We start from the raw sequence: 25,008 nt of genomic DNA, 5'->3' as shown, positions 1-25,008 counted from the left end.
GTAAACATTAAAACCCTGTAGGTTGGGTTGAACGGAGTGAAACCCAACAAAATCCTAAAAATGTTGGGTTTCGTTCCTCAACCCAACCTACATTTGTATCAATTATTTTTTGAATTGGTATTAGTTCTCCTTGAGGCTAGAACGATCAAGCAAGCGCTGCCTAAGATTAGCTAAGTTATACTGCTGAGCAAATTCACTACGTTGTTGCTGAGATTTTCGCTGGCGTTGCTGTAAATAGCTATCAATTTGCTGACGATGGCTAAGGTAATAAGCGACGCTCGCGTATATTTCCTCTAAATGGAGAACAGAATACTGAACCGCAATTTCTTCAGGTGTAGAGCCACTATGATACGCAGATAGAAGGCTATCGAGGGTAACACGGCTCTCACCAATGCGAATACCCCCAGCTTCATCCCAGCGAAATGGTGGAGCAGAAACTTCAAATTCAAGTTTAATACTCATCAAAAACCTCAACGTTTGGAAACCGTGCGCCTTTAGAGTAGGGTGTTGACAGGGCTATTCTCAGAGCAGTTGTATTATTCGACTGCTACCGCTTTTCATTATAGACTTGTGTTTCTATATCCTGTCTTCTTCGTGAGGTCATCAGACGGCGTGTTCCGACTCTTGTTGTTGTGGAGTCAAAATAGCGCTCTATAACTTCTTCTCCTGCTGCAATTTTTTGTTCAATTTCTTCAATAGAAATATTGTTCATAAATTTCTCTCTCCTGTTTCGCATCTACAATTTCTAATCTTTTTCTGTCCAAAGTCCATTTTTAAATTTGTATTAACTTAATAAAGCACCCCCGCAACTAGAACCACAGCCAGCAGTACAACCATAGCAATAATTAGCAGTTTGTATTTCACCAATCAAGTCTAAACTACCAGCTTCTAGCAATTTAGCAACAGTAAGATTATCGCCATTATGAGTTTTCGCAGGTAAATTCATCATCTGATTAAAATCGCAATCGTACACATAACCTAGATAATCAATAGAAAGCTCATCGCGACACATTAATTGTTCAACTGTATTGATATTAAAATGCGATTCTAAAAACTGTAAATAAGGAGCATATAATTTCATCCGCTCCAAGTATATTTTAGTTCTACCAACAGGTAAATTTGTGATAGTAAATAAGTTATCAAACACTATACCAAAATTTTCCTGCAAGAACTTTTTATAATCTTGTTCTAACTTACTTTGCTCTGGGGTCAGAGAAAAATTTTCACTTTTGGGCAATTGTGGATTGTATACCAAGTCCAAAATTAAATCTGATTCTTTTCCATAACCAACTGAGTTAAGCCATTGCAGAGCTTTTATTGAATTTTCAAAAACACCAGCACCGCGCATTTTATCAACATTGTCTGCTAAATAGCACGGTAGAGAAGCAACAACTCTAACTTTGTGTTTAGCAAAATACTCTGGTAAGTCACTAAACCCATCTTCAAAATAAATGGTTAAATTAGAGCGAACGATAACTTGCTTATCATTTTCCCTTGCTGCTTCTACCAGTGGCTTGAATCCATAATTCATTTCTGGTGCACCACCAGTTAAATCCACAATCTGAATTTGAGGAAATTTATGGATTAACTCAATTAACTGTTCACAAACTTCTGGAGAAAGTTCTTCTGTCCGTTTTGGGCTTGCTTCTACATGACAATGAGTACAAGCTAAATTACACCGCTTACCTAGGTTGATTTGTAAGACTGTGATATCCTTCTTTTTTAAAGGGGAATTTAGCTTTTGCTTGAAAGGCGCGATTGTTGTTTGAATCATGCTTTTTATACTTATAATGTCCCTATTTAATTGTTGAAATATACATAGAAAATTGTAGGTTGGGTAGAGCGTTAGCGAAACCCAACGAACGCTTCTAAATGTTGGGTTTCGTCCCTCAACCCAACCTACATCTACTACATCTACTTCGTCCTAACGCACCATTCCAAGGTTTCGGTGCGTTACGCTCTGCTAACGCACCCTACTCATACTCCTTAACTAACAACATCCTCCGCCGCTATAATGCCATGTTGAATCGGTAACAATTATATTCTCCGGCATAATTGAAGCGAGTTTTGCAGCAGTTTTATCACACACTGCGGCTGGAATTCCTTGTTGTAGGATGTGTCCTGCTCTATCATCAAAAAATGGTTCTGAACCTGCGTAAATTGCTGTTTTTCCAGTGAATACACAAGCCCCGTCTTCAGGTATCGGAACTTTAAAAGCTACAGAATCGAGACTTTCTAAAAGTAAATGTTCTTCTAAGTTGTAAGTATGAGAATCTAGCAACCGATAAGGGCGACGAGCACGAATTTCTATTTGGCCAAAACCAACTTTTATAATACGTTGAATATATTCCTCATAAGTGAGTGCGCCTGATAAGCACATAGCACGTAGTCGCTCGTCTTGTTGCAAATGTTGTGGAATAGGACGAGTCGCGATTGGATCGCTCATTTGCAGGCGTCCACGTGGTTTTAATACCCGATAAGCTTCTTGCAAAGCACGAGTTAAATCTTCTGGCTCGAAGATGTTGAACAAACAATTCTGCGCTACGATATCGACACAAGCATCATCAATTGGTAAATTAAAAGCGTCGCCTTCTCGGATTTCTACAAAACTCGGATCAAACCATGAATTTTCTTGAGCAGCAATCTCTAAATTCCGTCTAGCTGCTTCCCGCATTTCGGCAACTGGCTCAACAGCAATTACAGCACTTTTAAAGCGAGAGAAATAAGCAAACTGTAAAGCTTCTAAACCGCCTCCAACACCAACATACAAAACAGTAGGTTGGTTTACAAGCTCAGTAGGATGAACTGTTGTACCACAACCGTAGTTCATTTCCTGCATTTGACGATTAATTTTCAGTCCCGGTAGTTGCACGGGTGTGCTTTGTACGCAACAAAGCCCTACTTGTGGTGTTTGAGCTACTTCGCTGTAAAATTGCGCTGCTGTTTCGAGATAAGTCATCAAAATCTTACTACTCAGATGCACTAGACATAGTGTACCGTACCTTGGTAACTACACAAATCCCTACTCCAGCAGATGAAATTGTTTAGCGGCGAGCCAATTTCATCGCAAAATTTTGCGCTGATTTAAATAGAGCCGAAAACTTTTTATTGATTTTATCCCAGATTTTCTGCTGATCAGGATCAGAAGAATCTATTTTTGCTGTGTACTGATAACTAGAGTAGGCATTGTCGATGGTTATATTCTTACGCTTTTTTTCCATCTTTGGTTCTTCAGTAGATGTCTATGACAGTAGTTTTAGGCATCAGTAACTAGCAAGCTGTTATGAGTACGCTTACAGAGATTACTCTGTGATAGTAATTACTGTTCAGTTCAGTGAAGAAGAGATCTCACACATAAAGTAAAATTCTCAAGAACGAGTCCTTGAGAGCCTATTACTAGTTATTTTGCTATAGGTTAAAAGATTCTGCGGCGGTTAATATCATGCTTTTATGATGATATTTTGAGAGAAAAATTGTGATAAAGATCACCTCGTTTTTTAAGCAGCATATTTAGTTGACTGCATTCTGTTATACCAAGTTTTAAACTCAACGAGGATCTCAAACCGCCTTTAGATGGAAGCAATAAGTATTTATCCCCACCGTAGAACGGCTGGGGAATTGCACGGATTGGTTAAAACAAATTCAAATCGGTGACTGCACCAAGACTGCTGGACGATACCAACTTGGCATATTTCGCCAACACACCGGTAGTATAACGGGGTGGGTGGGGTTGCCAATTAGCACGACGATTAGCTAACTCTTCATCAGATATGTGCAGTTGTAACGATCGCCCATGAGCATCAATAGTGATAGTATCACCTTCTTCCACCAGTGCGATCGCACCTCCAACTGCGGCTTCCGGTGCAACATGACCAACCACCATCCCATAAGTACCGCCAGAGAAGCGTCCATCAGTGATGAGTCCCACCGAATCACCTAAACCAGCACCGATAATAGCAGAAGTAGGAGCTAACATTTCCCGCATACCGGGACCACCTTTTGGTCCCTCATAACGGATAACAATCACATCTCCAGGATTGATTTTCTTAGCCAAAATTGCGTCTAAACAAGATTCCTCAGATTCAAAAACTCTTGCGGGACCAGTAATTTTGGGTTTTTTAACCCCGGTAATTTTTGCAACTGCACCTTCTGTTGCTAGATTCCCTTTAAGAATCGCTAAGTGTCCCTGAGAATACATGGGGTTGTTCCAAGGACGGATCACATCTTGGTTAGCTGCTGGTTCTTCTGGGATATCCGCCAAAACTTCAGCAATAGTTTGACCAGTAATGGTGATGCAATCTGTATGTAACAAATCATGCACAAGTAGCATTTTCATGACTTGAGGGATCCCACCTGCTTTGTGCAGATCTGTAGCTACGTATCTACCACTTGGTTTTAAATCGCACAAAACAGGAACACGGGCGCGGATTGCTTCAAAGTCGTCTAGAGAAAGTTCTATATTCGCAGCATGAGCGATCGCCAACAGGTGTAAAACTGCATTTGTCGAACCACCCACCGCCATAACCACAGAAATAGCATTTTCTATAGATTTACGGGTGATGATCTGGCGAGGTAAAATTTGCTTACGAATCGCTTCTACTAAAACAAATGCCGATTTTTCAGTACTATCAGCTTTTTCCGCATCTTCGGCTGCCATTGTAGAAGAATAAGGCAAACTCATCCCCATTGCTTCAATGGCACTAGACATGGTATTTGCTGTATACATTCCACCACAAGAACCAGCACCAGGGCAAGCATTACGCTCAACAGCTAAAAGTTCCTGCTCGTCAATTTTACCAGCGCTGTATTGACCGACAGCTTCAAAAGAACTCACGACTGTGAGATCTCGTCCATTGTAGTGTCCTGGTTTGATAGTACCACCGTAAACAAAGATGGCGGGTATATTCATACGAGCGATCGCAATCATTGCGCCTGGCATATTCTTATCACAACCACCAATCGCCAGAACCCCGTCCATACTTTGCCCATTACAGACAGTTTCAATGGAGTCAGCAATCACGTCGCGAGACACCAGGGAATATTTCATCCCCTCAGTTCCCATGGAAATACCATCACTGATCGTAATTGTACCGAATATTTGGGGCATAGCAAGAGCTTTTTTAACACTAGCTTCTGCCCTTTGCGCTAGAACGTTGATCCCAACGTTACAAGGAGTGATTGTGCTATAACCATTGGCAATACCCACAATAGCTTTTGTAAAATCATTATCCTGAAACCCAACCGCTCTGAGCATTGCTCGATTTGGCGATCGCTGCACTCCTTGTGTTACAGTTTTGCTTCTCAAATTCTCCGACATCTTAATAATTCTCCGTCGCCACTATTTACTTACGGCGCTTTTCCTGTACGATTATCTCAAAATATCAGAGATCAAGCTCTTGTGCCTCACTCGGAAACTTTCCCAAAAAAGCAACCGTCTCTAACAGTTGTCAGTTCTTAGCCAAGAAGAATGTCTTTGTACCAACGCGCAACACCCCACCATACCCCTTGATAACTGATAACTGATAACTGATAACTGACTTCCCCTCTTCCCATTTAAAGGTTCTGTGGTCGAAAATGGGTGGGATATATTTCAGATAGCTCTAACCTTATGCCTAGAACTCCAAACGAATATGCCATACATCTGTTAATGGAAAGTGGTCACAGAGAAGAAGTCCGGTTTCCGACAATTCAAGATTTTCAGAAGTGGTACAGCAATGAACTGACGCCAAAGTCCGATAGTCATGACTTCATCAACATACCGCTAAAGAATATTCAGGGCGAGTATATGCTGGTTCGTCCTTCTCGGATCGTAGCTATCCGGGTAGAGCCGGTTTTTAATTCAAGTGTAGAAAGATTCGCATAATTTAATGATGAGAAAAACCCTTGCTTTGGTTTCATTGAGTTTGGGAATTGTTCTTGTAAATCCAGTCAGGTCAGTATTTGCTCAAGTCACTAGTCTACCAGAGCTATCTATCCCGATACCAGTACCAAGACCATCCCAAGTATTTCCTCGCCCACAGCAAATACCAGTACCTACTCACCCTAAGACATTGCCACTGTTAACATCAGTGGATGTAGGAACAGAATGTCTTTCTGCATACAGATGCTTGGGTTGGGATGAGCAAATCTGGGGTGAAAACGGTAACCCTGGCGATCGCGACGCGCTGTTAGCGTCGATTGATAACAGCTTGCGTTACATGTCAACAGATAGGGCTATTGCAGCATATCAAAATTATCCCATAAAAGAGATTACGCTTGATCGTGTGCATCGTAGTTTGCTACGTTTTCGCCAACTTGTTGTTGAATCCACCTCGCCAGCCGAACTAGAAGCGGCTGTGCGTCGAGAGTTTGTTTTTTATAAGTCAGTTGGTAACGATGGGAGAGGTACGGTTAAGTTCACCTCCTACTATAATCCAGTTTATACTGCGAGTCGTGTTCGTACATCAATATACAGGTATCCCATTTACCGCTTGCCGTCAGACTTTGCAAAATGGTCTAAACCCCATCCACAAAGAATAGAGTTAGAAGGTAAAGATGGTTTACTAGGTGATAAAAGTCGGTTGCACGGTTTAGAACTATTTTGGTTTCGCGATCGCCTACAAGCATACTTAGTACAAATTCAAGGTTCTGCCGAACTTAACTTAACTGATGGGACGACAACCTCTGTCGGCTATGTGGGTGGAACAGACTACCCCTGGACTAGTATAGGACGTGAACTAGCAAAAGATGGCAAACTTCCCTTAAAAGGTCTAACCCTACCAACTCTAGTTCGCTATTTTCAGCAACGTCCACAGGAGATGAACAATTATTTGCCTCGCTGGAAACGGTTCGTCTTTTTTGGAGAAACTAAAGGTGCAGCAGCTTTAGGCAGTATCCGTGTACCAGTGACGCCAGAACGCTCAATTGCCACAGATAAATCTCTTATGCCTCCTGGAGCGCTAGCTTTAATCAATACCAACATACCTTACCCTGCCGACAATGGAAAGCTCGTATTTCGTAACGTTAACCGCTTTGTACTAGACCAAGATACAGGAAGCGCGATTAAAGGTCCAGGACGAGTTGACTATTACATGGGGGTTGGTGAATTAGCAGGCGAACGAGCAGGTATTACAGGTGGAGATGGACAACTATATTATCTATTGTTGAGGCAATAAGTTGAATTAAATCTGTTGTATGGGAAGAAAATGTAACATTTTTGTAGTGCGGGCATCTTGCCCGCGTTCCATACACAAATTAAACACGTAACACTTTAACAAGTAATATTAATCAGTACTCTAAAGCAGAGGATAATGAAATTCAGCGAAATATTACAAAAACTCGGTGACGCTGCAACCTGTAACAGTCTGTCTAACAACCAAGATCCAGATATAACAGGAGTAGCAGCACTAGATGAAGCAGTAACTGGTACTCTTAGCTACATAGAAGGTGCAAAGTTTGCCTCTTTTGTTAACAAAACTAACGCTAGTGCTTTAATTTTGCCCAAGGAAGAAGCATTACAGGCGCAAGCACAAGAGCGTGGTATTGTTTGGATAGCAACACCAGAACCACGACTTCTGTTTGCAAAAGTAATCGCTGTTTTTTACCAACCTTGGCGTCCTCTAGGAGAAATCCACCCAACCGCCGTTATTCACCCCACGGCTAAAATTGGCAAAGACGTTTACATTGGTGCGCATGTCGTCATTGAGGAAAACGTAGAAATTGGCGATCTTGTCTGTATTCACCCCAATGTTGTGATTTATCCAGACGTTAAGATAGGCGATCGCACCACTCTACACGCTAATTGCACTATCCACGAGCGCAGCCGTATTGGTGCGGATTGTACGATCCACAGTGGTGCTGTCATCGGCGATGAAGGCTTTGGTTTTGTTCCTACCAAAAATGGTTGGGTGAAAATGGAACAATCCGGCTACACTGTTCTAGAGGACAACGTCGAGATCGGTTGCAACAGTGCCGTTGACCGACCAGCTGTCGGAGAAACACGGGTAGGATATAATACGAAAATTGACAACTTAGTACAGATAGCACACGGTTGTCAAATAGGGCCTGGATGTGCAATTGCATCTCAAACTGGTATGGCTGGAGGTGTGAAACTTGGTAAAGGAGTTATCTTAGCTGGACAAGTTGGAATTGCTAATCAAGCGAAGATAGGCGATCGCGCGATCGCATCTGCTCAAACAGGAATTCACAGTGATGTAGCACCTGGAGAAATAGTTTGCGGATCTCCAGCCATGTCTCATAAAACTTATTTAAAAGTGTCGGCTATAATCAACCGTCTTCCGGAAATCTATCAATCTGTCAAAAAATTGAACAAATTACTACGAAAGGCTGATACCGTATAGTCTGAATTAACCAAGCCACTGAGGATTCTTGGCTGTACCATCAAAATTGTTAGTGGTTTTAAACAGTTCATAACGCCCTCGAGCAGCAGCATCAGCAGTTCTTTGAAGTATTGCTGCGACTTGTGCTTGGCTCATCGGTTTATAAGTACGCGCCGCTTCAAAAGCCTGATCCAAAATTTGCAGGCTGTCAATACCTGTAATTACTGTTGAAGTCGGTAGATTCATTGCATAGTGGAGGCATTCAATTGGTTTGACAGTATTACTCTTCAAAATATTTTGATCACCCATTGACTTCATACCCAGCACGCCAATTTGATTTTTTACCAACACAGGTACAACTTGACGTTCAAAACTCCGGAAATGCGCATCCATGACATTGAGTGGCATTTGTGCTGTATCAAAACGAAAATTGTTTTGATTTGCAACTTCTAACATTCTCAAATGAACTAGGGGATCTTTATGTCCTGTAAAGCCGATGTAGCGAACCTTACCCGCTTTTTGTGCTTCTAACATAGCCTCCATTGCACCACCAGGAGCAAAGACGCGATCTGGATCTTCAAGACGAAGAATTTCATGAAATTGCATTAGATCGACATGATCGGTTTGCAAGCGTCTTAAAGACTCATCTATTTGCTGTGCCGCAGATGCTTTTGTGCGACCATCAATTTTGGTCATTAGAAAAACTTTTTGACGATAGCCATCTTTGAGTGCTTTACCCATCCGGATTTCGCTACCACCGTTATGATAATCCCAACAATTATCCATGAAATTTATTCCACGGTCGATAGCACTGCGGATGATCCTAATGCTTTCCTGTTCATCCTTTTGCCGTCCAATGTGATGACCACCTAAACCGATCACAGAAACTTTTTCTTTTGTGCGTCCTAGTGTACGATAGATCATATCACCGCTTCTAGTATCGTTACTTACAGCCGGAGTCTGTGCTACAGATTGTTCATTTCCAGAAGTGATAAGACTTTCTGAAGCTGCTAGCCCTGCTGCTGTTAAACCTGAAATTGAAGCTGTTTTCAGGAAATTGCGTCTACTAAGATCCATTTACTATATCCTTCAATTGACTAATGTTTTTAGAAATCTCTGCGGTTTCTAATATCAAGTCACTGCACCCGGTTTTGCAAAGTCGCAGAAAGTAGATCTGCTGCTTTGTGAACTATATAAATAGGTTCTTTTTTTACAAGTTCCACCTCTATCTATATGGTGATTTGTATAAATAATTTGAACAAGAATTCAGGAGTCAGGAGTCAGGAGTCAGAAGTCAGGAATTATGCTGTATTCTGTATGGCTTGAGCAGTTAAAAAAGGTTTTAAATCCTCACTGTCTGCTCTGTGTCCTCAATCTTTCTGGGGGAAAATTCGAGGGCAAGATTCCCTACTGACTCCTGAATTCTGACTCCTGACTCCTTCTTTAATTCAGTTGGTGACAACTTCTCTACCCTAACTACATTGCCGTAATAACTTTGTTATTTGCTCCTTCTAAAGAAGGATTAGTTCAAGCATCTTAGTATTGCAGTGGCATACTTGTTTTTTTTCGATTAATCTGATTAAATGCACTTAAAAATCTTTCTAGCTTAAATAAGCTAAGTATAATTAACATCAAAATCAACACTCGCAACTCACACCGAGGTAAATCACAAAAAGTTCTACTAAATTTGGAGAAAAATATATGCCTAACAGCGTTATCGCACCAAATATATCTAATGAAATTAATGATCAACTGGCTGTTGGGAATTACAGAATTAAGATTGGTTCTATTCACGGCTCCATAGTGAATGTTACAACACAGGAAGATCAACCTGCTCCCAGATCGCGCTCTACCCCAGTCTTGAAACTTCCCCTTCCTTTTGCTCAGTTACTAAATCGCCAAGAACTTATAAAAGAAGCGATCGGTAGCTTACAGTCTCGACAGTCAGTAGAATTTTATAGTCAACCAGGTTGTGGAAAAACTGCTCTTTTGCGTTATCTGGTACACGACTATCAAGTCCTTTCTTACTTTCCTGATGGTGTAATTAGCTTGTCTCCTGCTCACCCTTATGTGGACGATATACTACAATCTATTTGGGAAGCGTTCTACGAAAGCAACATTCTTTATAAACCAACTCATCAAGAAATACGCCAGCAAATACAAGACAAACAAGCTCTTATTGTGTTGGATGCAGATAAACTGATCAAGTATGAAATAGAAGAGTTGATGAATGCTGCAAAATCGTGTACTTTCCTGATTGCTTCATCAATAAGCCGTATTCACAATCAAGGGCGATCCATATTGCTTCCTGGACTATCTGAAAGTGATGCTCTTACTTTAGTGGAACGAGAACTGCAACGCCCCTTTACAATCGAGGAACTACCTGCAGCCAAATCTCTATGTGCTGTCCTTAAAGGACATCCCATGCATCTAAAAGTTGTAGTCGCCAGCATAGTCCAAAACAAAAAATCTCTCATAGAAGCCGTTAAAGAATTTCCAATTGACGCTTCTGGGAATGATCTAATTCAACAAATTTTGGTGTCGCTGTCTCAACCGCAAAAAGATATATTAACTCTTTTAGCTGTGATGGATGGGATAGAACTACAAAGCGAACAGATAATAGCTATCACAGGAATACCTAATGCTGTTAAGGTGCTGGAAGCATTGCATAAGCGCAATTTAGTAGAGTTAGATGATACTCGCTATAGTGTTACTAACACTATAATTGAAGCTTTGCCTTCTGACTGGAAAGTAACAGCCGCAAAAATGAGTGCCATTTCCTACTTTATAGAATGGACTGAGGAGCATAAATCACAACCCAAAACTTTGTTGTTAGAAATTGATCCTATTCTCCAAATTATAGATGTAGCTGTTAGGGCAAATTCTTGGCAAGATGTATTGCGTTTAGTAAAAGCAGTTGAAGGCTCACTAGCTTTGAGTAAACGATGGAGTCTTTGGGAGCAAGTGCTACAACGAGGACTACAAGCTTCTCAAGTAGAACAAGATCCAGTCACACAAGCTTGGGCTTTGCATCAATTAGGCACTTGTGCGCTTTGTTTAGAGGCAAATTCAACTGCAACTTCTTATCTTACCAAAGCAATACAAATACGGGAGTCTTTGGGTGACGATCTGGGAGTTTCTACAACTCGCCATAATCTTACTTTTTTGCGAAGTCATTCCCAAAGCCAGACAAAGTTAGATAGATCTGTCGATATCAAAAGTGAAAAACACTTTTCAAAAGAAACAGAACCTGAAACAGCTGAGTTTCCTGTGGGTGAACATTTCGATCCTTCCGAATATTTGGTAACTCGAATGAACATAGTTATGGAAGACACTCTACCCTTAGATCAGTCTTTCTATAGAAGTGTTTTCCTCTCTCCCACGGGGATAATTACCACTGGAATTTTAGCTTCTGGTGGATTATTAGCTTGGTTGAACTGGTATCTTGTTCCACCCACAACCTCAACACCATCTACCAGCGTACCTCCAAAAACTGTTAAGCCATCAGCGATCGCTAAACAGAAACCGACAGTAAAAATTATGCCTTTACCGATCGCGGAACCTGTACGTACACGAAATGTTACACTAGGACCAGTTGTTGAGCCTCTACCTAAAATAGATCCGCCCATTACACCAGCCTTTAAGCTTCAGACACCTAAATATAAACCAAGTCGCTCTGACAAGTCAGAAAGCGAACCTAAATCCATTCCATTACCAACAAATACACCTGCGATCGCGGTAACACCTACCCCCGAACTAACTCCTACCCCCACTTTCACACCGACAGAGAGAGCAGCACCGCCAGCCCAGGAATTTTCGATGGAAAATTCCGAGTCTAGTCCCTAGCGAAAAAACTTTGTAGCAACATCGCCGTAATTCCTCTTGAACTTGTGCGGTAGGGTGGTTCGCAACATTATTACAACCTAGCACCTTCGACAGGATGCATCACCGTTAAATGAAATTCGTGCCGTGTTTGAGGTTTCAAATACCATTTTTGCAAGGATTGCCACTGCTGCCACAACTGATAAATGTTTTCTGTGAATAAACAAGCAAGGGTAGGTAATTGATGGTGAATTTCTGAATTGAGGAGATTTGTTAGCAGTTCACTTAACACAACCCTATCGTTGATGGCTCCCAAAATTTCTTGTACATTTTCTACTTGTGCAATAAAGGCTTTGTAAGACTCGCCGTACAAGTCGGTAAATAGTTCCATCTGGTAACGTAGACGTTTAGCTTGTTTGCGTAAACTATGAAGAACTTCTCCCTCTGTTGTTAACAGTTGCTGTATATTTTGTGCTTCACAATGTGCTGGAATTACAATCTCGGAGTGTTCAGATTCGGTTCCAATTAACCAACCACGATGCAGCAAGAAGCTGCTTATTTCTGGCAAAAGTAGATCTGGTATGACTTGCTCAATTGGGAATGATGCTATTGATTGATAGCGTGGTTCCTCTAACCAGTTTTTCAATTGATGTTTGACAGACTTGTAGGGATCATGTTTTAAAGTTGAGCGCACATCTTCCAATGCATTTTCTCGCTGCTTATCTAACGCGTTTAAAGCTGTTTGCAAAGATTTCTCTTCTTTACCAGATAAGTGTGGTCTGTAAAGCGTTTCCAAAGTTTCTTTGAATACGTCGAAATCTCGGAGATTACCCAAACAACGAGCTATTTTACCGATATTTTTATCGCTTACTGACTTCGGTAAATCTACTGCTACACTAAATCGATTGACGTCAGTACGCAAGCGACGCAAGCCAACTCGCATTTGATGCAGTGCTTCTGGATCTTTATCTTTTTTTACAGTGGTTTCCCACTTTAAGCTTTTCTTAAAGTGTTTCTCAATTGCTGAGTAAGCGTAATGCCCTAGAGTTTTTTCTTGATTTTTAAAGTTTGTACTTATAGCCAATGTCATAAACTAATAACACACCCAGATAATAATGAGTGAGAAGAAAAAGGTTTTCTAATAATAACACTTGTTTAAAATAACGAGATGCCGTGTGTTTTCTTTATTCCTCTCTTGAAGAATAATTATTATATAACTTGATACTTGATTTTTTTAAAGAAATTTGATATGCAAAAAATTGTTGTTATCAATTCTGTAATATATTTTTAACTTTATACATAAGAATCAACAGGGGAAAAGTACAGGGCGCATCGTAATTTTTAAAAGGTAGTGTGAAGCTGAAAGCTTGGTCGTCATTGGACACCACCATTTTGCTCGTGCTACCAAATCATCAATTCAAACATTTGGAATGCACCCGAACTAAAGGGAGTACCACAAAGTAAAAAGAAATTTATCGCGAAGAAGATTGCTCTTTCGTCTTCAATACGGGCGTTAAATGTTCTGGAATTCCATCCAACTGAATAACAATACATCCAAGCTGAAAAGCAAACTCAACAGACTTTCCAGAGGAGAGCGCGCTGTAAAAAGCCGTTGCAAACTTAATTGCTGCTTGATCACCAATCGCCTTATTCATCCCAATAACATAGGGGATGTGTTGAGCGATCGCTTCACCGATATTCACTATGCGGTGAGAAGTGAGATTACTCCTCGTTTCAAGGAAGAATGCCAAGAAAATCTCGATACTTTACGTTGTAAATTACTGGCAATGGACAAAAAGTTGAAGTTTTGCAAGTCCTTCGCAGCTATTTTTGAGGTTGTCAATGAGTACGTGCAGAATGTATCAGAAGGTAGCTTATCACTGGCCGATATTCCATTCTCAGATAATACGCTAAAGGTTAGTTGAGATTGCTTGCACAGGACAAGTGGGAATACACTGCTCGCAAACAATACAGCGCGATCGCGTAAATGTTAATTTAAAGCTTTGGGGGTCAAGATTTAAAGCTTCTGTGGGACAAACACCCGTGCACAAACCACAATGAACACAAACTTCTTCATCAATGATAATCTCCCCTAAAGCCTGACTAACGGTGATGTTATTTGCCCGCATCCATTCAATAGCTGCATCTAACTCATCTATGTCACCGGATAGCTCTACGACAAGTTTCCCAATTTGATTTGGGGCAACTTGAGCACGGATAATATTTGCAGCTACATTAAAATCTCTTGCCAATCGGTAAGTGACAGGCATTTGAATGGCGCGTTTAGGGAAAGTAAGGGTGACTCTTTTTTTCACGAGAGAACGCTAAACTGAACAAGAGAGTACTTAATAAGTTTTAACAAATTTCCAATGACTACAAATTCTCCTCTTAATTCTACTCAACAGCCTCAATCCACGGTCGGAACACGGGTGAGAAATTTCCTAATTGCAATTGTTGCGATTATCTTAGTCAGTGTTCTTGCTTTCGGACTGCGGACTCAGACGAGTGCTACAACCCTTGCGCAGCTAGAGCAACATTCTACACAGCTAGAAGCAGCTTTGACCAATGGTAAGCCATCATTAATGGAATTTTACGCTGATTGGTGTACTGTCTGCCAAAAGATGGCACCGGATATCGTTCAGTTGGAGAAGGAATATGGTGACAAAGTTAATTTTGTCATGCTAAACGTCGATAATAACAAATGGTTACCTGAAATGCTAAGGTATCGAGTCGATGGCATTCCTCATTTTGTCTTTTTGGGCAAGGATGGTAAAGCTGTGGCGGACGCGATTGGAGATCAACCCCGTACTATTATGGGAAGCAATATACAAGCCTTGCTAGCTGATTCCCCTTTACCCTACGCTCAAGCTAGTGGACAAGTTTCTAAATTTTCTGCACCTGTTGCACCAGCAAACACTCAAGACGATCCCCGTAGTCATGGGAGTCAAGTAAAGACAGGGAACTCTTAGCAGGGAGCGGGGGAGCAGGGGAGCAAGGGAGCAAGGGAGCAGGGGAAACGGGAGCACAAAGTAGTCTAACGCCCAATGCCCAATGCCCAATGCCCCATGCCCAATGCCCATTCCCCCTACACCCTCGTTTTGGTAAATCTCCTACTCATCAAGATTTTCGTACATTCTGATCATAAGTTGCGGCCAAATTAACAAGAAAAAGCCCATCCATGCCAATATAGGTAAGCTGACAAGGATAGTTAACCAGACAATTTTAAATATTATCCAGCTACCTGTAATTATCGTTATACCCGTAAGGAGTATAGACCAAGGCTGACACCACCAAGGTTTATATTTCCAAGGATTGATTGATTTTTCTTGATTCATCTATTTATTTGAAAATAAGGTTATTTTGTTGTTAGCTGCATAAGTACTTACAACGTTACCCTATTAAGTCAATGACAATATTATAGATATTACACAATAGATGCCATAACGGAGACTTATATGTCAATTTGGTTATTCATAGCACTAGTTGCTTATCTTTTAGGCGCGATCGTCCAATGGTTTCAACTTAGAAGAAAATTTAAGGAACTTGACGAATACATTAACTTTCCTATAATTTATGTACTAAAGTTAGTTAAAATCTCTGGTTGCCTTATAGAAGCATTAACATGGCCCTGTAGCTTAATCATGGATAACGAACTCGTTCATGAAAAATCTGTTGAGCCTTAAACCGTTCTTTCAGTAACTTTTAGCCTCTGCTAAATCCGTTAACTAGGTAAGGCTGTAACTTCCATCGAACTACTGCTATCAGAACTTAAACTACTACTGAGCAAGATATTGCTGGGTATTTCCCGCAAAAAATTTTCAGTGAATGGGATAGCTATCACTCAGAAAATTGCCAAAAGCGACTTTCTCTCTTCCGCTACATTGTAAATAATTATACTGCACTGCACAGGCTACAAATCTTCAGGCTTAAGACGAGTGAGCTTTGCAATTCCTGCCAGCATTTTTGATCCTGATTGGTAAATCAATACTTTTGCAGGAAAATTGCCAATGGTTTTAAGCCAGCAATTCCAGGAAAGCCGCAGCTTTGAGAATATGAATATCCTGATACTTGCTGAATGTCAGTAGATGCTTATCACCTGTGATAATATGTGTTGCTTTTCCCACAACTGCACATTCAATCACCATATCGTCATCAGGATCATCCACAACCAATACTACTCGGTTAACGAGAATTGTAGGTTGGGTAGAGCGTAAGCGTTACCCAACAAATCCTTGTAAATGTTGGGTTTCGTCCCTCAACCCAACCTACCTTAAATTTGAGTTTTTAGCTTAACCGAGAGTATTGCATCCACAACAACTTTCAGGCTATTGGGAATTTCTACCAAGCGGGAAAAAGCCATAATTTGCTCAATATCAATGGCTGCATCCACCGGAGATCGATTTTGCTTTGTTTGTAACTTTTCGCGTAATTCTAATAAAATCTCTCGACAAGTTACAGATTCTATCTGCCCGTTTCTTGCAAGTTCTAAACAACGATAGGGACTACCTCGCCAACCTAAACCTGAAAAGAGCGTATTTGTATCGAAAACAACTACATAAGAGATCATTGCTTTTCGTGCAAGATATTGTCTATGAATTCTTCTCGCTCTTGTTCAGTCATAATATCCCAGTTGAGTCCGCATTTTGTACTCAAAGAGCGCATCTGTAATTCTCCTTGATCAAGTCTATTTTGCCACCAAGTATCTTGCTCTGCTTTGATAGCTTGCAATATCATACGCTGCTCTGGAATTGCTAGTTGCTTGACCAGTGTTATGACTTGCTCTGTATTGAGATGAAGGATTGCCATCCTTTTAGCACCTCCGTTGAGATTTGCAGGTATTTTAAATCATAGCTAATACTCCCCGCTCTAGAAAAGACGCCATCTAGAATTGTGGGAATCAGGGGCTTCTCGTGTGACACTTTAAAGTTTGGAACCGCGAGTTCGTTGCGAAAATCTTCTTCTTGCCACTGTATTTATCCTTAGAATACTGTTGGAGCAAGGAAGATGCGAGTCTACTGGAAGCTAATTATTTTTGAAGTCTTATTAGAAATCTTACTATCAGTAGCACCAGGTAGTTTAGACACTTTAGCAACTATTGCTGAGTACTTAGTAGAATCTTCTCGGGAAGCTAGTAGAGTAGCGCTTGTCTTACTTACTCAAACAGTACATGTTTCACAACAAGCTAATCCCTATCTGCATGGAGCTTCCTTTATCTACTAAGAAAAGTCTGCAGAAATAAAGGTACTATCTAAAATAGCTAATAGCCTTACTATATAACAATTTTTTATTTTTACTTTTTCTTTTTAAAACGCTCCTCAAGAAAATCGATTTTACTTCCATCTTGCCTGTTGACGACAAATAAAATTTTCCTATCCTTTGTATTCGTAAACTGTTAATTTTTTTAACCGATGCTATATTAGCATATGTAACATAATAGGTTTGCATAGTAGTATTACTTAAACATACTCAGAGGAAAGTTATTCTTATCCCGATACTTAATTCTGAGAGCTTTCGTTAGTCAACAGTAAAAATTGATTCTCCAATTCATGAGTGTTCTATTCAGCCAAAAATTCCGCATCACAGTAGGTTTTGCTACAGCTTTACTCGTCAGCCTAGCCACCAGCTATCTATATAATCGCTCAAATGCCCAAAACCCGTCGGCTGAACATAATTTATCCTATTCCAAACTAGAAAATTCTACTTCAGATAAACCGCAAATTACACTAGCATCAAATCAAACAGCTAATGTACTGACTGTAGGTCAAGAAAATGGTCTTTTTGCTCAGCAAATATCTTCTAAGAATATAAGTAAACAAGGTACTTCTTCACCGGAGAAAAAATCAACGCTGGTATCAGCAGCGTATCCAGTGATTGATGAGTTGCAGAATTATAAGTTTAGTGTTTATGGTAGTAAGGTTTTTTCTCCAGGAAAGCTGTCTGGAAATAAGGTTAATTTCAATCAAAACGACTTATTAACTGTTCTTGTCAATACTAGAAAATATTTTCAAGATCATGCTAATGACGATCCGCAGATTCTAAGGGAAGGGCTGTTTGGAAAATCCGTTAGTGTAGATGATGTTCTTAAAACCTTAGATTTCATGATTGGTGTTTTACAGGAAGACATCGCCAGTAACCGAGAAACTCGTTTACAAGATCCTGATTTTATCAATACCAATTTTCGAGTTATTAAATGGTCTGCCTATAACCCTCAAAAACCGAATCAAAAACAATTGAGAATTACAAAATATGCTGTTTTTTCTCACACAGGTTCTCACACGAAAACCTCTACTTATAATACGCCGATTTATAGCTTAAAATCTAACGTTGGTACTGATAAGTTCTATACAAAATACACAAAGCAGGACGTTTTATCAGGTATTTATGAGCCAGGTGGTAAAGAAGAAGGTAAAGTACAACCCCTCGCTTACCTGACGCGCCACGGTTTAGAAGAAGCATTAATGGAAGGAACCATCTTGATCAACTTTAACGATCGCTCCAAGGCATTTTTTAATGTTGATAGAAACAATGAAATGTCCTATGTTCCAGGCGCAGCAGCAACAGCACAAAAGCGTTATTGGTATTTTAAACAGGTTGATGCTATTAAAGGTTACGGTTATAATATAGAGTCGAAAATTTCGATTCTTCCTGGAGTGACTTTTGCAGGAGATGTCCTCAATATTGGTTTAGGGAAAGTAGTGATTTTAGAATCGACTGCTAATGGACGCAAGCGGATGCGAATGGGAGTTATCGCAGATACAGGTGGAGCATTTTTGCCCAATCTTCATCAACTTGATTTGTTGGCTGGTGTTTTTCATGATAAACAAGATTTTAACCAGCATATTGGGCAATTGCCTGACTATGCTACAGCATACATTCTCGTTAAAAAATAACCTAAAAATTAATCTGTAAGGGCGTACGCCGTACGCCCCTACCGATCGCGTTTATTGCTCATCAATAATTGTTGATGGTTGAAGCAGCCCAGGAGTAGGAGTAGGTGTAGGTTGAACAGGAGGAGGATTGAGAATTTCTCTCCAAGTCCTAATTTGCTGCCTTGCTTCTCTGTAAGCAGCAGTTCCTTTTGGAATTAGCTTGGCTGTCTCAATACCTTTGAGCATATCAGACTCACCCTGAGAACGTGCAATGTTCAATAATTGTTGACTCCACCCGTCAAGGGCTACATTCACATCATTACGTAATATGCTACTATTTGGCACCCGATCTGCAAGTCGAATTGCTTCTGCTAAGGCGCTTGGAGTTGCATTAAGCGCGATTTCCTTAGCTCTTCTCCAGTTTTCTTTAGCACGAATTTGTTCTTCCCAGTCGTTTATAGATCTTCGTGCTTCACGAGAAAGCGATCGCCCTGTTCCTATTCTTTGCGCGGTAGAAATCGCAGCTGGTAGATCACCACTTTGAGCTAATTCTCTTGCTTGATCTAGGTAAGGCTGATCTTCAATTCTTTGGATTTTGCCGATCCAATCTCCTATTTTATTTTGTGCTTCTCTGTATAAAGCACGACCTCGACGAATTTGGCTGGCTTCAGCGATCGCTGCTTGCAAAGAGTTAATATCCTCTGACACCGCCAGTTGTTCTGCGCGATCCATAAAGGGTTGATCTTCAATTGTTTGAATTTGTGCCACCCAATGATCAATTTCTCGTCTGGCTTCTCGAGAACGAGGGTTACTAGCAGGAATCACTTGAGCTTCGTTAATTGCTGCTGTTAGATCAGTGATTCCTCCTCCACTAGAGAGCGATCGCGCTTTTTCCAAATGACCAACATCTTCAATCTCCAACTGCCAACGAGCAATCAGATTTTGTGCTTTTTCATAACTTGGTCTTGTAGAATCAATTTGTTGGGCTTGGGAAATAGCTGACTCTAAACCAGGAATAGTACCCGTCAGTGCACTCCTTTGCGCCTGAGCTATAGAAATAAAATCTTCAGATTCCATCTGTAACCCAGTACTTGCAGGAATCTGTTGAGCTATTTCAATTGCTCCATCAGGATCCTCTTTGTCCAGCTTTCTTTGTGCTAATTCCAGCATCCTGCGTCCCAAAGTTGGAATCATGTCTTTAGCTGGCTGATAAATGTAGCTGTCCTTGCCAATTGATCCTACTAATTGGATAGCTTTGAGTATATTACCTACTTCAGAAGTTTTAGATAGGCTTTCAGCTTTTGCCAACTTTTCACCATCTTCCCTAGTCCTGACAATAAGCTGATTTAGTTGGTCGTACCTAGTACTTGTCCAGTACTTATTATCTATACGCAGCAACTTAGACGCCACCATAAATGCTTGATGCCAATGCTGTTGTCGGATTTGTTCTTCTGCTTCTTTATTAATTTCTTCTGCTTTTGACCAAATTGATTGCCATTTTGCAATTTTCTCGTCTACCAATTTACGTGCAGAAACATCTTCAGGTATCCTGCGAGCTGTTGCAATTGCTTCCTGTAGTCTCCCTGCTTGGAAACTCTCTTTGGCTAGCAGTAAAATATCCTGCGACCAATCTTCGATATGATGATCGATTTCTTCACGTAGTGGGTGATTTTTTGGCAGATCCTTCACCAGCGCGATCGCTTGCAGCAAATCATTCACCGTCTGTTTAGAAGCTGCCAACTGAGCGCAATTTATCCGTACCGAAGCACTTGCCAAAGGCCAAAAAATTGATGGACAATTTGGCGCAGAGGGTAATTTTAATAGCATAGCTATCGAGACGAATGCTATACCACCAGGAACTAAAGTTAACACAAAAACCCATAGTGCCCAGCTTTTCAACCAACGTGGTAACTTTCCCAAACTTTTACTTGGAGCAATTTGTTGTAGTTGGTCGTCAAAAGGTTGTTCTGGACTATTTTCGTTTGATCGCTGCTTCACAGATTTGGAGGTAGAACCAGTAGCTGAAACACCAGATGCATTTTCACTGACTTGTTGATTTCGGGATAACATAGTCATTTGTTCTAGCTCTTGTGCTCTTGCTGGTGACCAGCTTTCTGGAATATCCCGCTCTGTCATCTTTCACACCAAAATAATTTATATAGTGAGCTCTTCTAGATCGGAACTTAATCGATTAGATTTTTGTCATAGTAATCTTATCATGCTCCAAAAAGCTACTTTTTGCACTTTCACTATTCTATAGCTAGTAACGCTATACGGAAATTAATCCAAGCGGTTATTCTAGTGTTGAGGAATCTCAAGCGTAAAAGCCAGTCCTGGCAAAAGGTTTGTGACACTCCCACAGTGCCCTTCGCGGTTACAGTTTTTATGATTTAGTAGTGTGAGCATCTTGCCCGAATGTCACGACAAGCAAGACGCTCGCACTGGGCTTTCAATATTCCCACACACCCGCTACATTTTTCCTAGACAAAAACGCAGCCTAAGCAGCTAGTAACTGCTATTTATAAAGTCAAAAGAAAAATCAAGCAGAATCTTCTGCTTGCAAATCAGCAATTAATTGAGCCAACTGAGCACTACTTGCCTGATAAACTGTACCGCAAAAGTCGCAAGTTGCTTCTGCACCGTCATCTTTAACAATCATGTCTCGTAGTTCTGCTTCTCCGAGCATCTTGAGTGCGCCAAGAACCCTTTCCAAAGAACAACTGCAATGGAAGCGCAACATTTGGGTTTCGGGAAAGATATTTAGTCCCATATCTCCTAGTAAATCGTGGAAGATTTCTGTTAGAGACTTTCCCGCTTGTAACAAGGGTGTAAATCCAGACAAAGCAGCTACGCGGGATTCTAAGGTTTCTACAAGAGCCTCATCTCTCGCTGCTTTAGGCAAGACTTGCACAAGTAACCCTCCAGCAGCTGTCACCCCTTCCGAACCAACAAATACACCTAAAACAACAGCCGAAGGAGTTTGTTCTGAATTGAGCAAGTAATGGGCAACATCATCCCCAATTTCACCTGAAACAAGTTCAACTGTACTAGAGTAGGGATAGCCATAACCGACATCACGGACTACGTAGAAATAGCCTTCACCAACTGCCCCACCAACATCTAGCTTACCTTTAGCATTTGGAGGTAATTCCACGGTTGGGTTTTGAACATAACCGCGTACTGTCCCATCCAAACCCCCATCGACCAATATACCGCCTAAAGGACCATCGCCTTTTACTCGGATATTGACTCTAGACCCGATTCGCTTCATACTAGAAGCCATCAACAGCCCTGCTGTCATAGTCCGACCAAGAGCAGCAGTTGCCACATACGAGAGATTATGGCGCTGCCTTGCTTCTTCTGTTAAACGTGTGGTAATCGCACCGACTGCTCGAATCCCGCCTTCAGCTGCTGTAGCGCGAATTAACTGATCCGCCATGAAAAACCTTACCAATAATGTCTAACTGAAAGCCCGTGCTTTTAGCATGGGATTGATACTTATCTTAGTATAACTAAATTAAACTTAAACATGGTGATGGGCATGGGGCATGGGGCATGGGGCATAGGGCATGGGGCATGGGGCATGGGGGTAGGTGTTATATTGTTCAAGTAGTCGAGGATTAAAAACCCGTCCGTTGCGCGTTGCCCCTTGCCCAATAAAAAAATGCTAGGTAAATTTCAACAAAGTCAACTGCGGATAGAACTTGAGGCGTCAGCAGCCGCTATTCGTGATAGTTTAATACGTCCTGAGAAACTTGAAAAATGGATACTTTCAGGTCGCTTTGAGTCAGGAATGCCAGAAGAATTGTATCCGGGATTTAAATTTACAAGCAAGATTGCAGTCGTGCCAATTCATCATCAAGTCGATGTAGTTGGTCCTGACTGTATACGGTTGCTACTCAGTCAAGGAATTGACGGCTTTCACGAATGGTATTGGGGAGAAGGTTGGATACAATCCCGCTTAGAAGGATTGACACTTCTACCACTTGCTTTAGGACAAACCCTGAGTTTGCTGAGTTTGCGTAACTTTCTAGCAGCAAATCAAGGTCAATAAGAAGGGCATGGGGCTAACGGATTGGGGAGGGGAGGCAAGCACTAAAAATGCACGGGTAATTTTTCTCCTATGCCCCATGCCCCATGCCCCATGCCCCATGCCCCATGCCCCATGCCCCATGCCCATTGCCCTACGAAATATCCTGTAGTTGAGCCGTGCGTATTGATAGTTGCTGTGTCTGGTTTCCACGCTGCACTCTAAGCTGCAAAAGTTGACCAACACGACTATTGTCTACAATTTCGAGTAACTCTTCCCCTTTAGTGATTCGTTGTCCATCAACTTGAACAATCACATCTCCAGGGCGTATACCCGCATTTGCTGCTGGGGAGTTGGGTACAACTCTAGCTACCAAAATACCGTTGATTGTTGGTACTACAATAACGGAGTTGGGGTTAGAGTTAATTTGCTGTGCTATTTCAGGAGTTAGATCCTCCATCATCACACCCAAATATGGATGGGAGACTCTTTCACCAGCTTCGAGTTGTGCAGCGATCACTTTGGCTTTATCAATAGGAATAGCAAAACCAATACCCGTTGCATCCCCACGAATAGCAGTGTTGATCCCAATAACTTCACCTTGAGCATTTAATAATGGTCCACCAGAATTACCGGGGTTGATGGCAGCGTCAGTTTGAATGAAATCTAAGCGTTTATTAGCAATGCCTACTTGAGCGCTGGAACGTCTAAGAGTACTGATAATTCCTAATGTAACGGTGTTATCTAGTCCTAAAGGATTGCCAACTGCGATCGCCCAATCTCCAACCTGAACCTCACCAGAAGAACCCAAAGACGCTACGGGTAAATCACTTCCAGCATTAATCTTAACAAGTGCCAAATCAGTTACTTCATCGACACCTTGAACTTTGCCTACAAAAGCCCGACCATCTTTAAGACGGACAGTCACTTTATCGGCTTTATCCACCACATGAGCATTAGTAAGAACCAGCCCACTTTTGTTAATTATGAAACCTGAACCCAGACCCCGTAACTGCTCTTCTGGTAACTGCTGAGGAAAACTATCACCAAAAAACCTTCTAAATAAAGGGTCTTCATAGAATGGATCAGGATTGCGACGAATTGTACGTTCCGTATCAATTCTTACAACTGCTGGCCCAACCCGGTTTACAGCTGCTGTAACGAAGCTACTAGTACCTATAGCAGCCGATGCAGCAGATTGCCTTTGTGCAGTTAGTTGTGGTGAGTCAGTACTGACTTTAACCGGTGCTGGTTCAGCCTGTGTTGGAGAGACTTGCAGCGTACCAACAACTAGCACAACGCCTATAAATATAGCTAATACATAAGTACTAATTCGGCGTATAAACACAAGGAGTTCGGGAAATCGCATAACCACAACCTAATTTTCTGAGTTTGAATGTACTGTTGCTACGTCGTGAAAATTATTTCTAAAGCTATTATTAATTAAGTTTATTAACAAAATTCACCAAAAAGCTTGGTAGGCATTCACCCAAAAAAGGTTCGGATTTTGCCCGTAAGGATATTCAGCACCATTTTGTTATGGGTTAGGATCTTTAGTACTGCCAGCACTCCATAACCATCATGAATGGATTGAACCGATTAGGAAAAGGATCCCCCCCCAACCTACAACAAGATGACGATCTAGACCAAGAATACCCAAATCATACACACAGCCAAGCGGAATCTGTTCATCTTCATGTTCATAGTGAAGAGTCTTTGCGGCGAATTGTCAATCGGCTATCACGCATAGAAGGTCATATTCGTGGTATTAAAACAATGGTGCAGCAAAGTAGCCCTTGCCCAGATGTTTTGTTACAAATTGCCGCAGTTCGGGGTGCTTTAGATCGAGTAGCACGGATTGTAATGGATGAACATCTAACCGAGTGTATTGCTAGAGCAGCCAAAGAAGGCAATATTGAAGTTGAAATCGAACAGTTAAAAGCAGCTTTAGATCGGTTTTTACCTTAGC

At 41.2% G+C, this 25,008-nt stretch carries 27 protein-coding genes; 10 read left to right on the top strand and 17 right to left on the bottom strand.

Annotated elements, in window-relative coordinates; all coding sequences use genetic code 11:
* Positions 1-120: 120 nt before the first annotated feature.
* The 6 genes from G4P69_RS00865 to ilvD all read right to left on the bottom strand — a co-directional run bounded on the left by G4P69_RS00865 (position 121) and on the right by ilvD (position 5,317).
* Positions 121-462 (bottom strand): DUF433 domain-containing protein, encoded by a 342-nt coding sequence (locus tag G4P69_RS00865; protein ID WP_208345490.1) that lies wholly within the window; start codon positions 460-462, stop codon positions 121-123.
* Between the two features lie 85 nt (positions 463-547).
* Positions 548-712, bottom strand: a complete 165-nt coding sequence (locus tag G4P69_RS00860; RefSeq protein ID WP_208345488.1) for a hypothetical protein — start codon at positions 710-712, stop codon at positions 548-550.
* A 72-nt stretch (positions 713-784) separates the two neighbouring features.
* Positions 785-1,774: an arsenosugar biosynthesis radical SAM (seleno)protein ArsS gene (gene arsS / locus G4P69_RS00855; protein WP_208345487.1), complete on the bottom strand. Its 990-nt coding sequence runs from the start codon at positions 1,772-1,774 to the stop codon at positions 785-787.
* Between the two features lie 216 nt (positions 1,775-1,990).
* On the bottom strand, positions 1,991-2,959 hold the full coding sequence (gene arsM, locus G4P69_RS00850; protein ID WP_208345482.1) for an arsenosugar biosynthesis arsenite methyltransferase ArsM: 969 nt from the start codon (positions 2,957-2,959) through the stop codon (positions 1,991-1,993).
* 85 nt (positions 2,960-3,044) lie between these two features.
* Entirely contained in the window at positions 3,045-3,221 is a 177-nt protein-coding gene (locus G4P69_RS00845) for a hypothetical protein (protein WP_208345477.1), read from the bottom strand.
* A 410-nt stretch (positions 3,222-3,631) separates the two neighbouring features.
* Positions 3,632-5,317 (bottom strand): dihydroxy-acid dehydratase, encoded by a 1,686-nt coding sequence (gene ilvD / locus G4P69_RS00840; protein ID WP_208348056.1) that lies wholly within the window; start codon positions 5,315-5,317, stop codon positions 3,632-3,634.
* Between the two features lie 291 nt (positions 5,318-5,608).
* Between ilvD and G4P69_RS00835 the strand changes: the two genes are divergently transcribed.
* The 3 genes from G4P69_RS00835 (at position 5,609) to lpxD (ending at position 8,339) form a co-directional block, all read left to right on the top strand.
* Positions 5,609-5,863, top strand: coding sequence for a hypothetical protein (locus tag G4P69_RS00835; RefSeq protein ID WP_208348052.1), 255 nt, complete (start codon positions 5,609-5,611; stop codon positions 5,861-5,863).
* 7 nt (positions 5,864-5,870) lie between these two features.
* On the top strand, positions 5,871-7,154 hold the full coding sequence (gene mltA / locus G4P69_RS00830; RefSeq protein WP_208348111.1) for a murein transglycosylase A: 1,284 nt from the start codon (positions 5,871-5,873) through the stop codon (positions 7,152-7,154).
* Between the two features lie 135 nt (positions 7,155-7,289).
* Positions 7,290-8,339, top strand: coding sequence for a UDP-3-O-(3-hydroxymyristoyl)glucosamine N-acyltransferase (lpxD, locus tag G4P69_RS00825; RefSeq protein WP_208348050.1), 1,050 nt, complete (start codon positions 7,290-7,292; stop codon positions 8,337-8,339).
* A gap of 6 nt (positions 8,340-8,345) precedes the next feature.
* Here the strand turns inward: lpxD and G4P69_RS00820 are convergent, their stop codons facing one another.
* Positions 8,346-9,395 (bottom strand): aldo/keto reductase, encoded by a 1,050-nt coding sequence (locus tag G4P69_RS00820; protein WP_208348040.1) that lies wholly within the window; start codon positions 9,393-9,395, stop codon positions 8,346-8,348.
* 624 nt (positions 9,396-10,019) lie between these two features.
* On the opposite strand from G4P69_RS00820, the gene G4P69_RS00815 reads away from it, so the two are divergent.
* Positions 10,020-12,164 (top strand): hypothetical protein, encoded by a 2,145-nt coding sequence (locus G4P69_RS00815; RefSeq protein WP_208348033.1) that lies wholly within the window; start codon positions 10,020-10,022, stop codon positions 12,162-12,164.
* A 70-nt stretch (positions 12,165-12,234) separates the two neighbouring features.
* On the opposite strand, the gene G4P69_RS00810 is transcribed toward G4P69_RS00815, so the two are convergent.
* The 3 genes from G4P69_RS00810 to G4P69_RS00800 all read right to left on the bottom strand — a co-directional run bounded on the left by G4P69_RS00810 (position 12,235) and on the right by G4P69_RS00800 (position 14,455).
* A complete protein-coding gene (locus G4P69_RS00810; protein ID WP_208348031.1) occupies positions 12,235-13,230 on the bottom strand; it encodes a CHAD domain-containing protein in 996 nt (331 codons plus the stop codon).
* Positions 13,231-13,612: 382 nt separating this feature from the next.
* Positions 13,613-13,891 (bottom strand): hypothetical protein, encoded by a 279-nt coding sequence (locus G4P69_RS00805; protein WP_208348028.1) that lies wholly within the window; start codon positions 13,889-13,891, stop codon positions 13,613-13,615.
* Between the two features lie 159 nt (positions 13,892-14,050).
* Positions 14,051-14,455, bottom strand: a complete 405-nt coding sequence (locus G4P69_RS00800; RefSeq protein WP_208348025.1) for an NIL domain-containing protein — start codon at positions 14,453-14,455, stop codon at positions 14,051-14,053.
* Positions 14,456-14,509: 54 nt separating this feature from the next.
* Here G4P69_RS00800 and G4P69_RS00795 point away from each other — a divergent pair, with 54 nt between their 5' ends.
* The gene (locus G4P69_RS00795; protein ID WP_208348022.1) at positions 14,510-15,109 is read left to right on the top strand and encodes a thioredoxin family protein; all 600 of its coding nucleotides are present in this window, start codon (positions 14,510-14,512) and stop codon (positions 15,107-15,109) included.
* A gap of 141 nt (positions 15,110-15,250) precedes the next feature.
* On the opposite strand, the gene G4P69_RS38910 is transcribed toward G4P69_RS00795, so the two are convergent.
* Complete coding sequence (locus G4P69_RS38910; RefSeq protein ID WP_243902859.1) at positions 15,251-15,475, bottom strand: DUF6737 family protein; 225 nt, start codon at positions 15,473-15,475, stop codon at positions 15,251-15,253.
* A gap of 120 nt (positions 15,476-15,595) precedes the next feature.
* Here G4P69_RS38910 and G4P69_RS00790 point away from each other — a divergent pair, with 120 nt between their 5' ends.
* Positions 15,596-15,823, top strand: a complete 228-nt coding sequence (locus G4P69_RS00790; RefSeq protein ID WP_208348019.1) for a hypothetical protein — start codon at positions 15,596-15,598, stop codon at positions 15,821-15,823.
* A 330-nt stretch (positions 15,824-16,153) separates the two neighbouring features.
* On the opposite strand, the gene G4P69_RS00785 is transcribed toward G4P69_RS00790, so the two are convergent.
* From G4P69_RS00785 to G4P69_RS00775, 3 genes are all read right to left on the bottom strand, one after another.
* Positions 16,154-16,333, bottom strand: coding sequence for a PIN domain-containing protein (locus G4P69_RS00785; protein ID WP_338001567.1), 180 nt, complete (start codon positions 16,331-16,333; stop codon positions 16,154-16,156).
* A gap of 77 nt (positions 16,334-16,410) precedes the next feature.
* Positions 16,411-16,707, bottom strand: a complete 297-nt coding sequence (locus G4P69_RS00780; RefSeq protein WP_243902858.1) for a PIN domain-containing protein — start codon at positions 16,705-16,707, stop codon at positions 16,411-16,413.
* Positions 16,704-16,946 (bottom strand): hypothetical protein, encoded by a 243-nt coding sequence (locus G4P69_RS00775; RefSeq protein WP_208348003.1) that lies wholly within the window; start codon positions 16,944-16,946, stop codon positions 16,704-16,706. The genes G4P69_RS00780 and G4P69_RS00775 overlap by 4 nt, the downstream gene beginning before the upstream one ends.
* A 198-nt stretch (positions 16,947-17,144) precedes the next feature.
* On the opposite strand from G4P69_RS00775, the gene G4P69_RS00770 reads away from it, so the two are divergent.
* Both G4P69_RS00770 and G4P69_RS00765 read left to right on the top strand, forming a co-directional pair.
* Positions 17,145-17,360, top strand: a complete 216-nt coding sequence (locus tag G4P69_RS00770; protein ID WP_208348000.1) for a hypothetical protein — start codon at positions 17,145-17,147, stop codon at positions 17,358-17,360.
* A 326-nt stretch (positions 17,361-17,686) separates the two neighbouring features.
* A complete protein-coding gene (locus G4P69_RS00765; RefSeq protein ID WP_208347997.1) occupies positions 17,687-19,030 on the top strand; it encodes a hypothetical protein in 1,344 nt (447 codons plus the stop codon).
* Between the two features lie 51 nt (positions 19,031-19,081).
* Here the strand turns inward: G4P69_RS00765 and G4P69_RS00760 are convergent, their stop codons facing one another.
* Together G4P69_RS00760 and hslO are read right to left on the bottom strand one after the other, a co-directional pair.
* Positions 19,082-21,145, bottom strand: coding sequence for a chromosome segregation ATPase (locus G4P69_RS00760; RefSeq protein ID WP_208347995.1), 2,064 nt, complete (start codon positions 21,143-21,145; stop codon positions 19,082-19,084).
* Between the two features lie 403 nt (positions 21,146-21,548).
* Entirely contained in the window at positions 21,549-22,448 is a 900-nt protein-coding gene (gene hslO / locus G4P69_RS00755) for an Hsp33 family molecular chaperone HslO (protein WP_208347993.1), read from the bottom strand.
* Between the two features lie 225 nt (positions 22,449-22,673).
* Between hslO and G4P69_RS00750 the strand changes: the two genes are divergently transcribed.
* On the top strand, positions 22,674-23,063 hold the full coding sequence (locus G4P69_RS00750) for a hypothetical protein (RefSeq protein WP_208347991.1): 390 nt from the start codon (positions 22,674-22,676) through the stop codon (positions 23,061-23,063).
* 130 nt (positions 23,064-23,193) lie between these two features.
* Here the strand turns inward: G4P69_RS00750 and G4P69_RS00745 are convergent, their stop codons facing one another.
* Complete coding sequence (locus G4P69_RS00745) at positions 23,194-24,408, bottom strand: HhoA/HhoB/HtrA family serine endopeptidase (protein ID WP_208347989.1); 1,215 nt, start codon at positions 24,406-24,408, stop codon at positions 23,194-23,196.
* A gap of 212 nt (positions 24,409-24,620) precedes the next feature.
* Between G4P69_RS00745 and G4P69_RS00740 the strand changes: the two genes are divergently transcribed.
* The gene (locus tag G4P69_RS00740) at positions 24,621-25,007 is read left to right on the top strand and encodes a metal-sensing transcriptional repressor (protein ID WP_208347987.1); all 387 of its coding nucleotides are present in this window, start codon (positions 24,621-24,623) and stop codon (positions 25,005-25,007) included.
* The last annotated feature ends 1 nt before the right edge of the window (position 25,008 follow it).

This window comes from Aetokthonos hydrillicola CCALA 1050 (assembly GCF_017591665.1).
GTDB classification, from domain to species: Bacteria; Cyanobacteriota; Cyanobacteriia; order Cyanobacteriales; family Nostocaceae; genus Aetokthonos; species Aetokthonos hydrillicola.
Note: the sequence above shows the minus strand (reverse complement) of the source record. Positions and strands in the feature narration are given on the sequence as shown.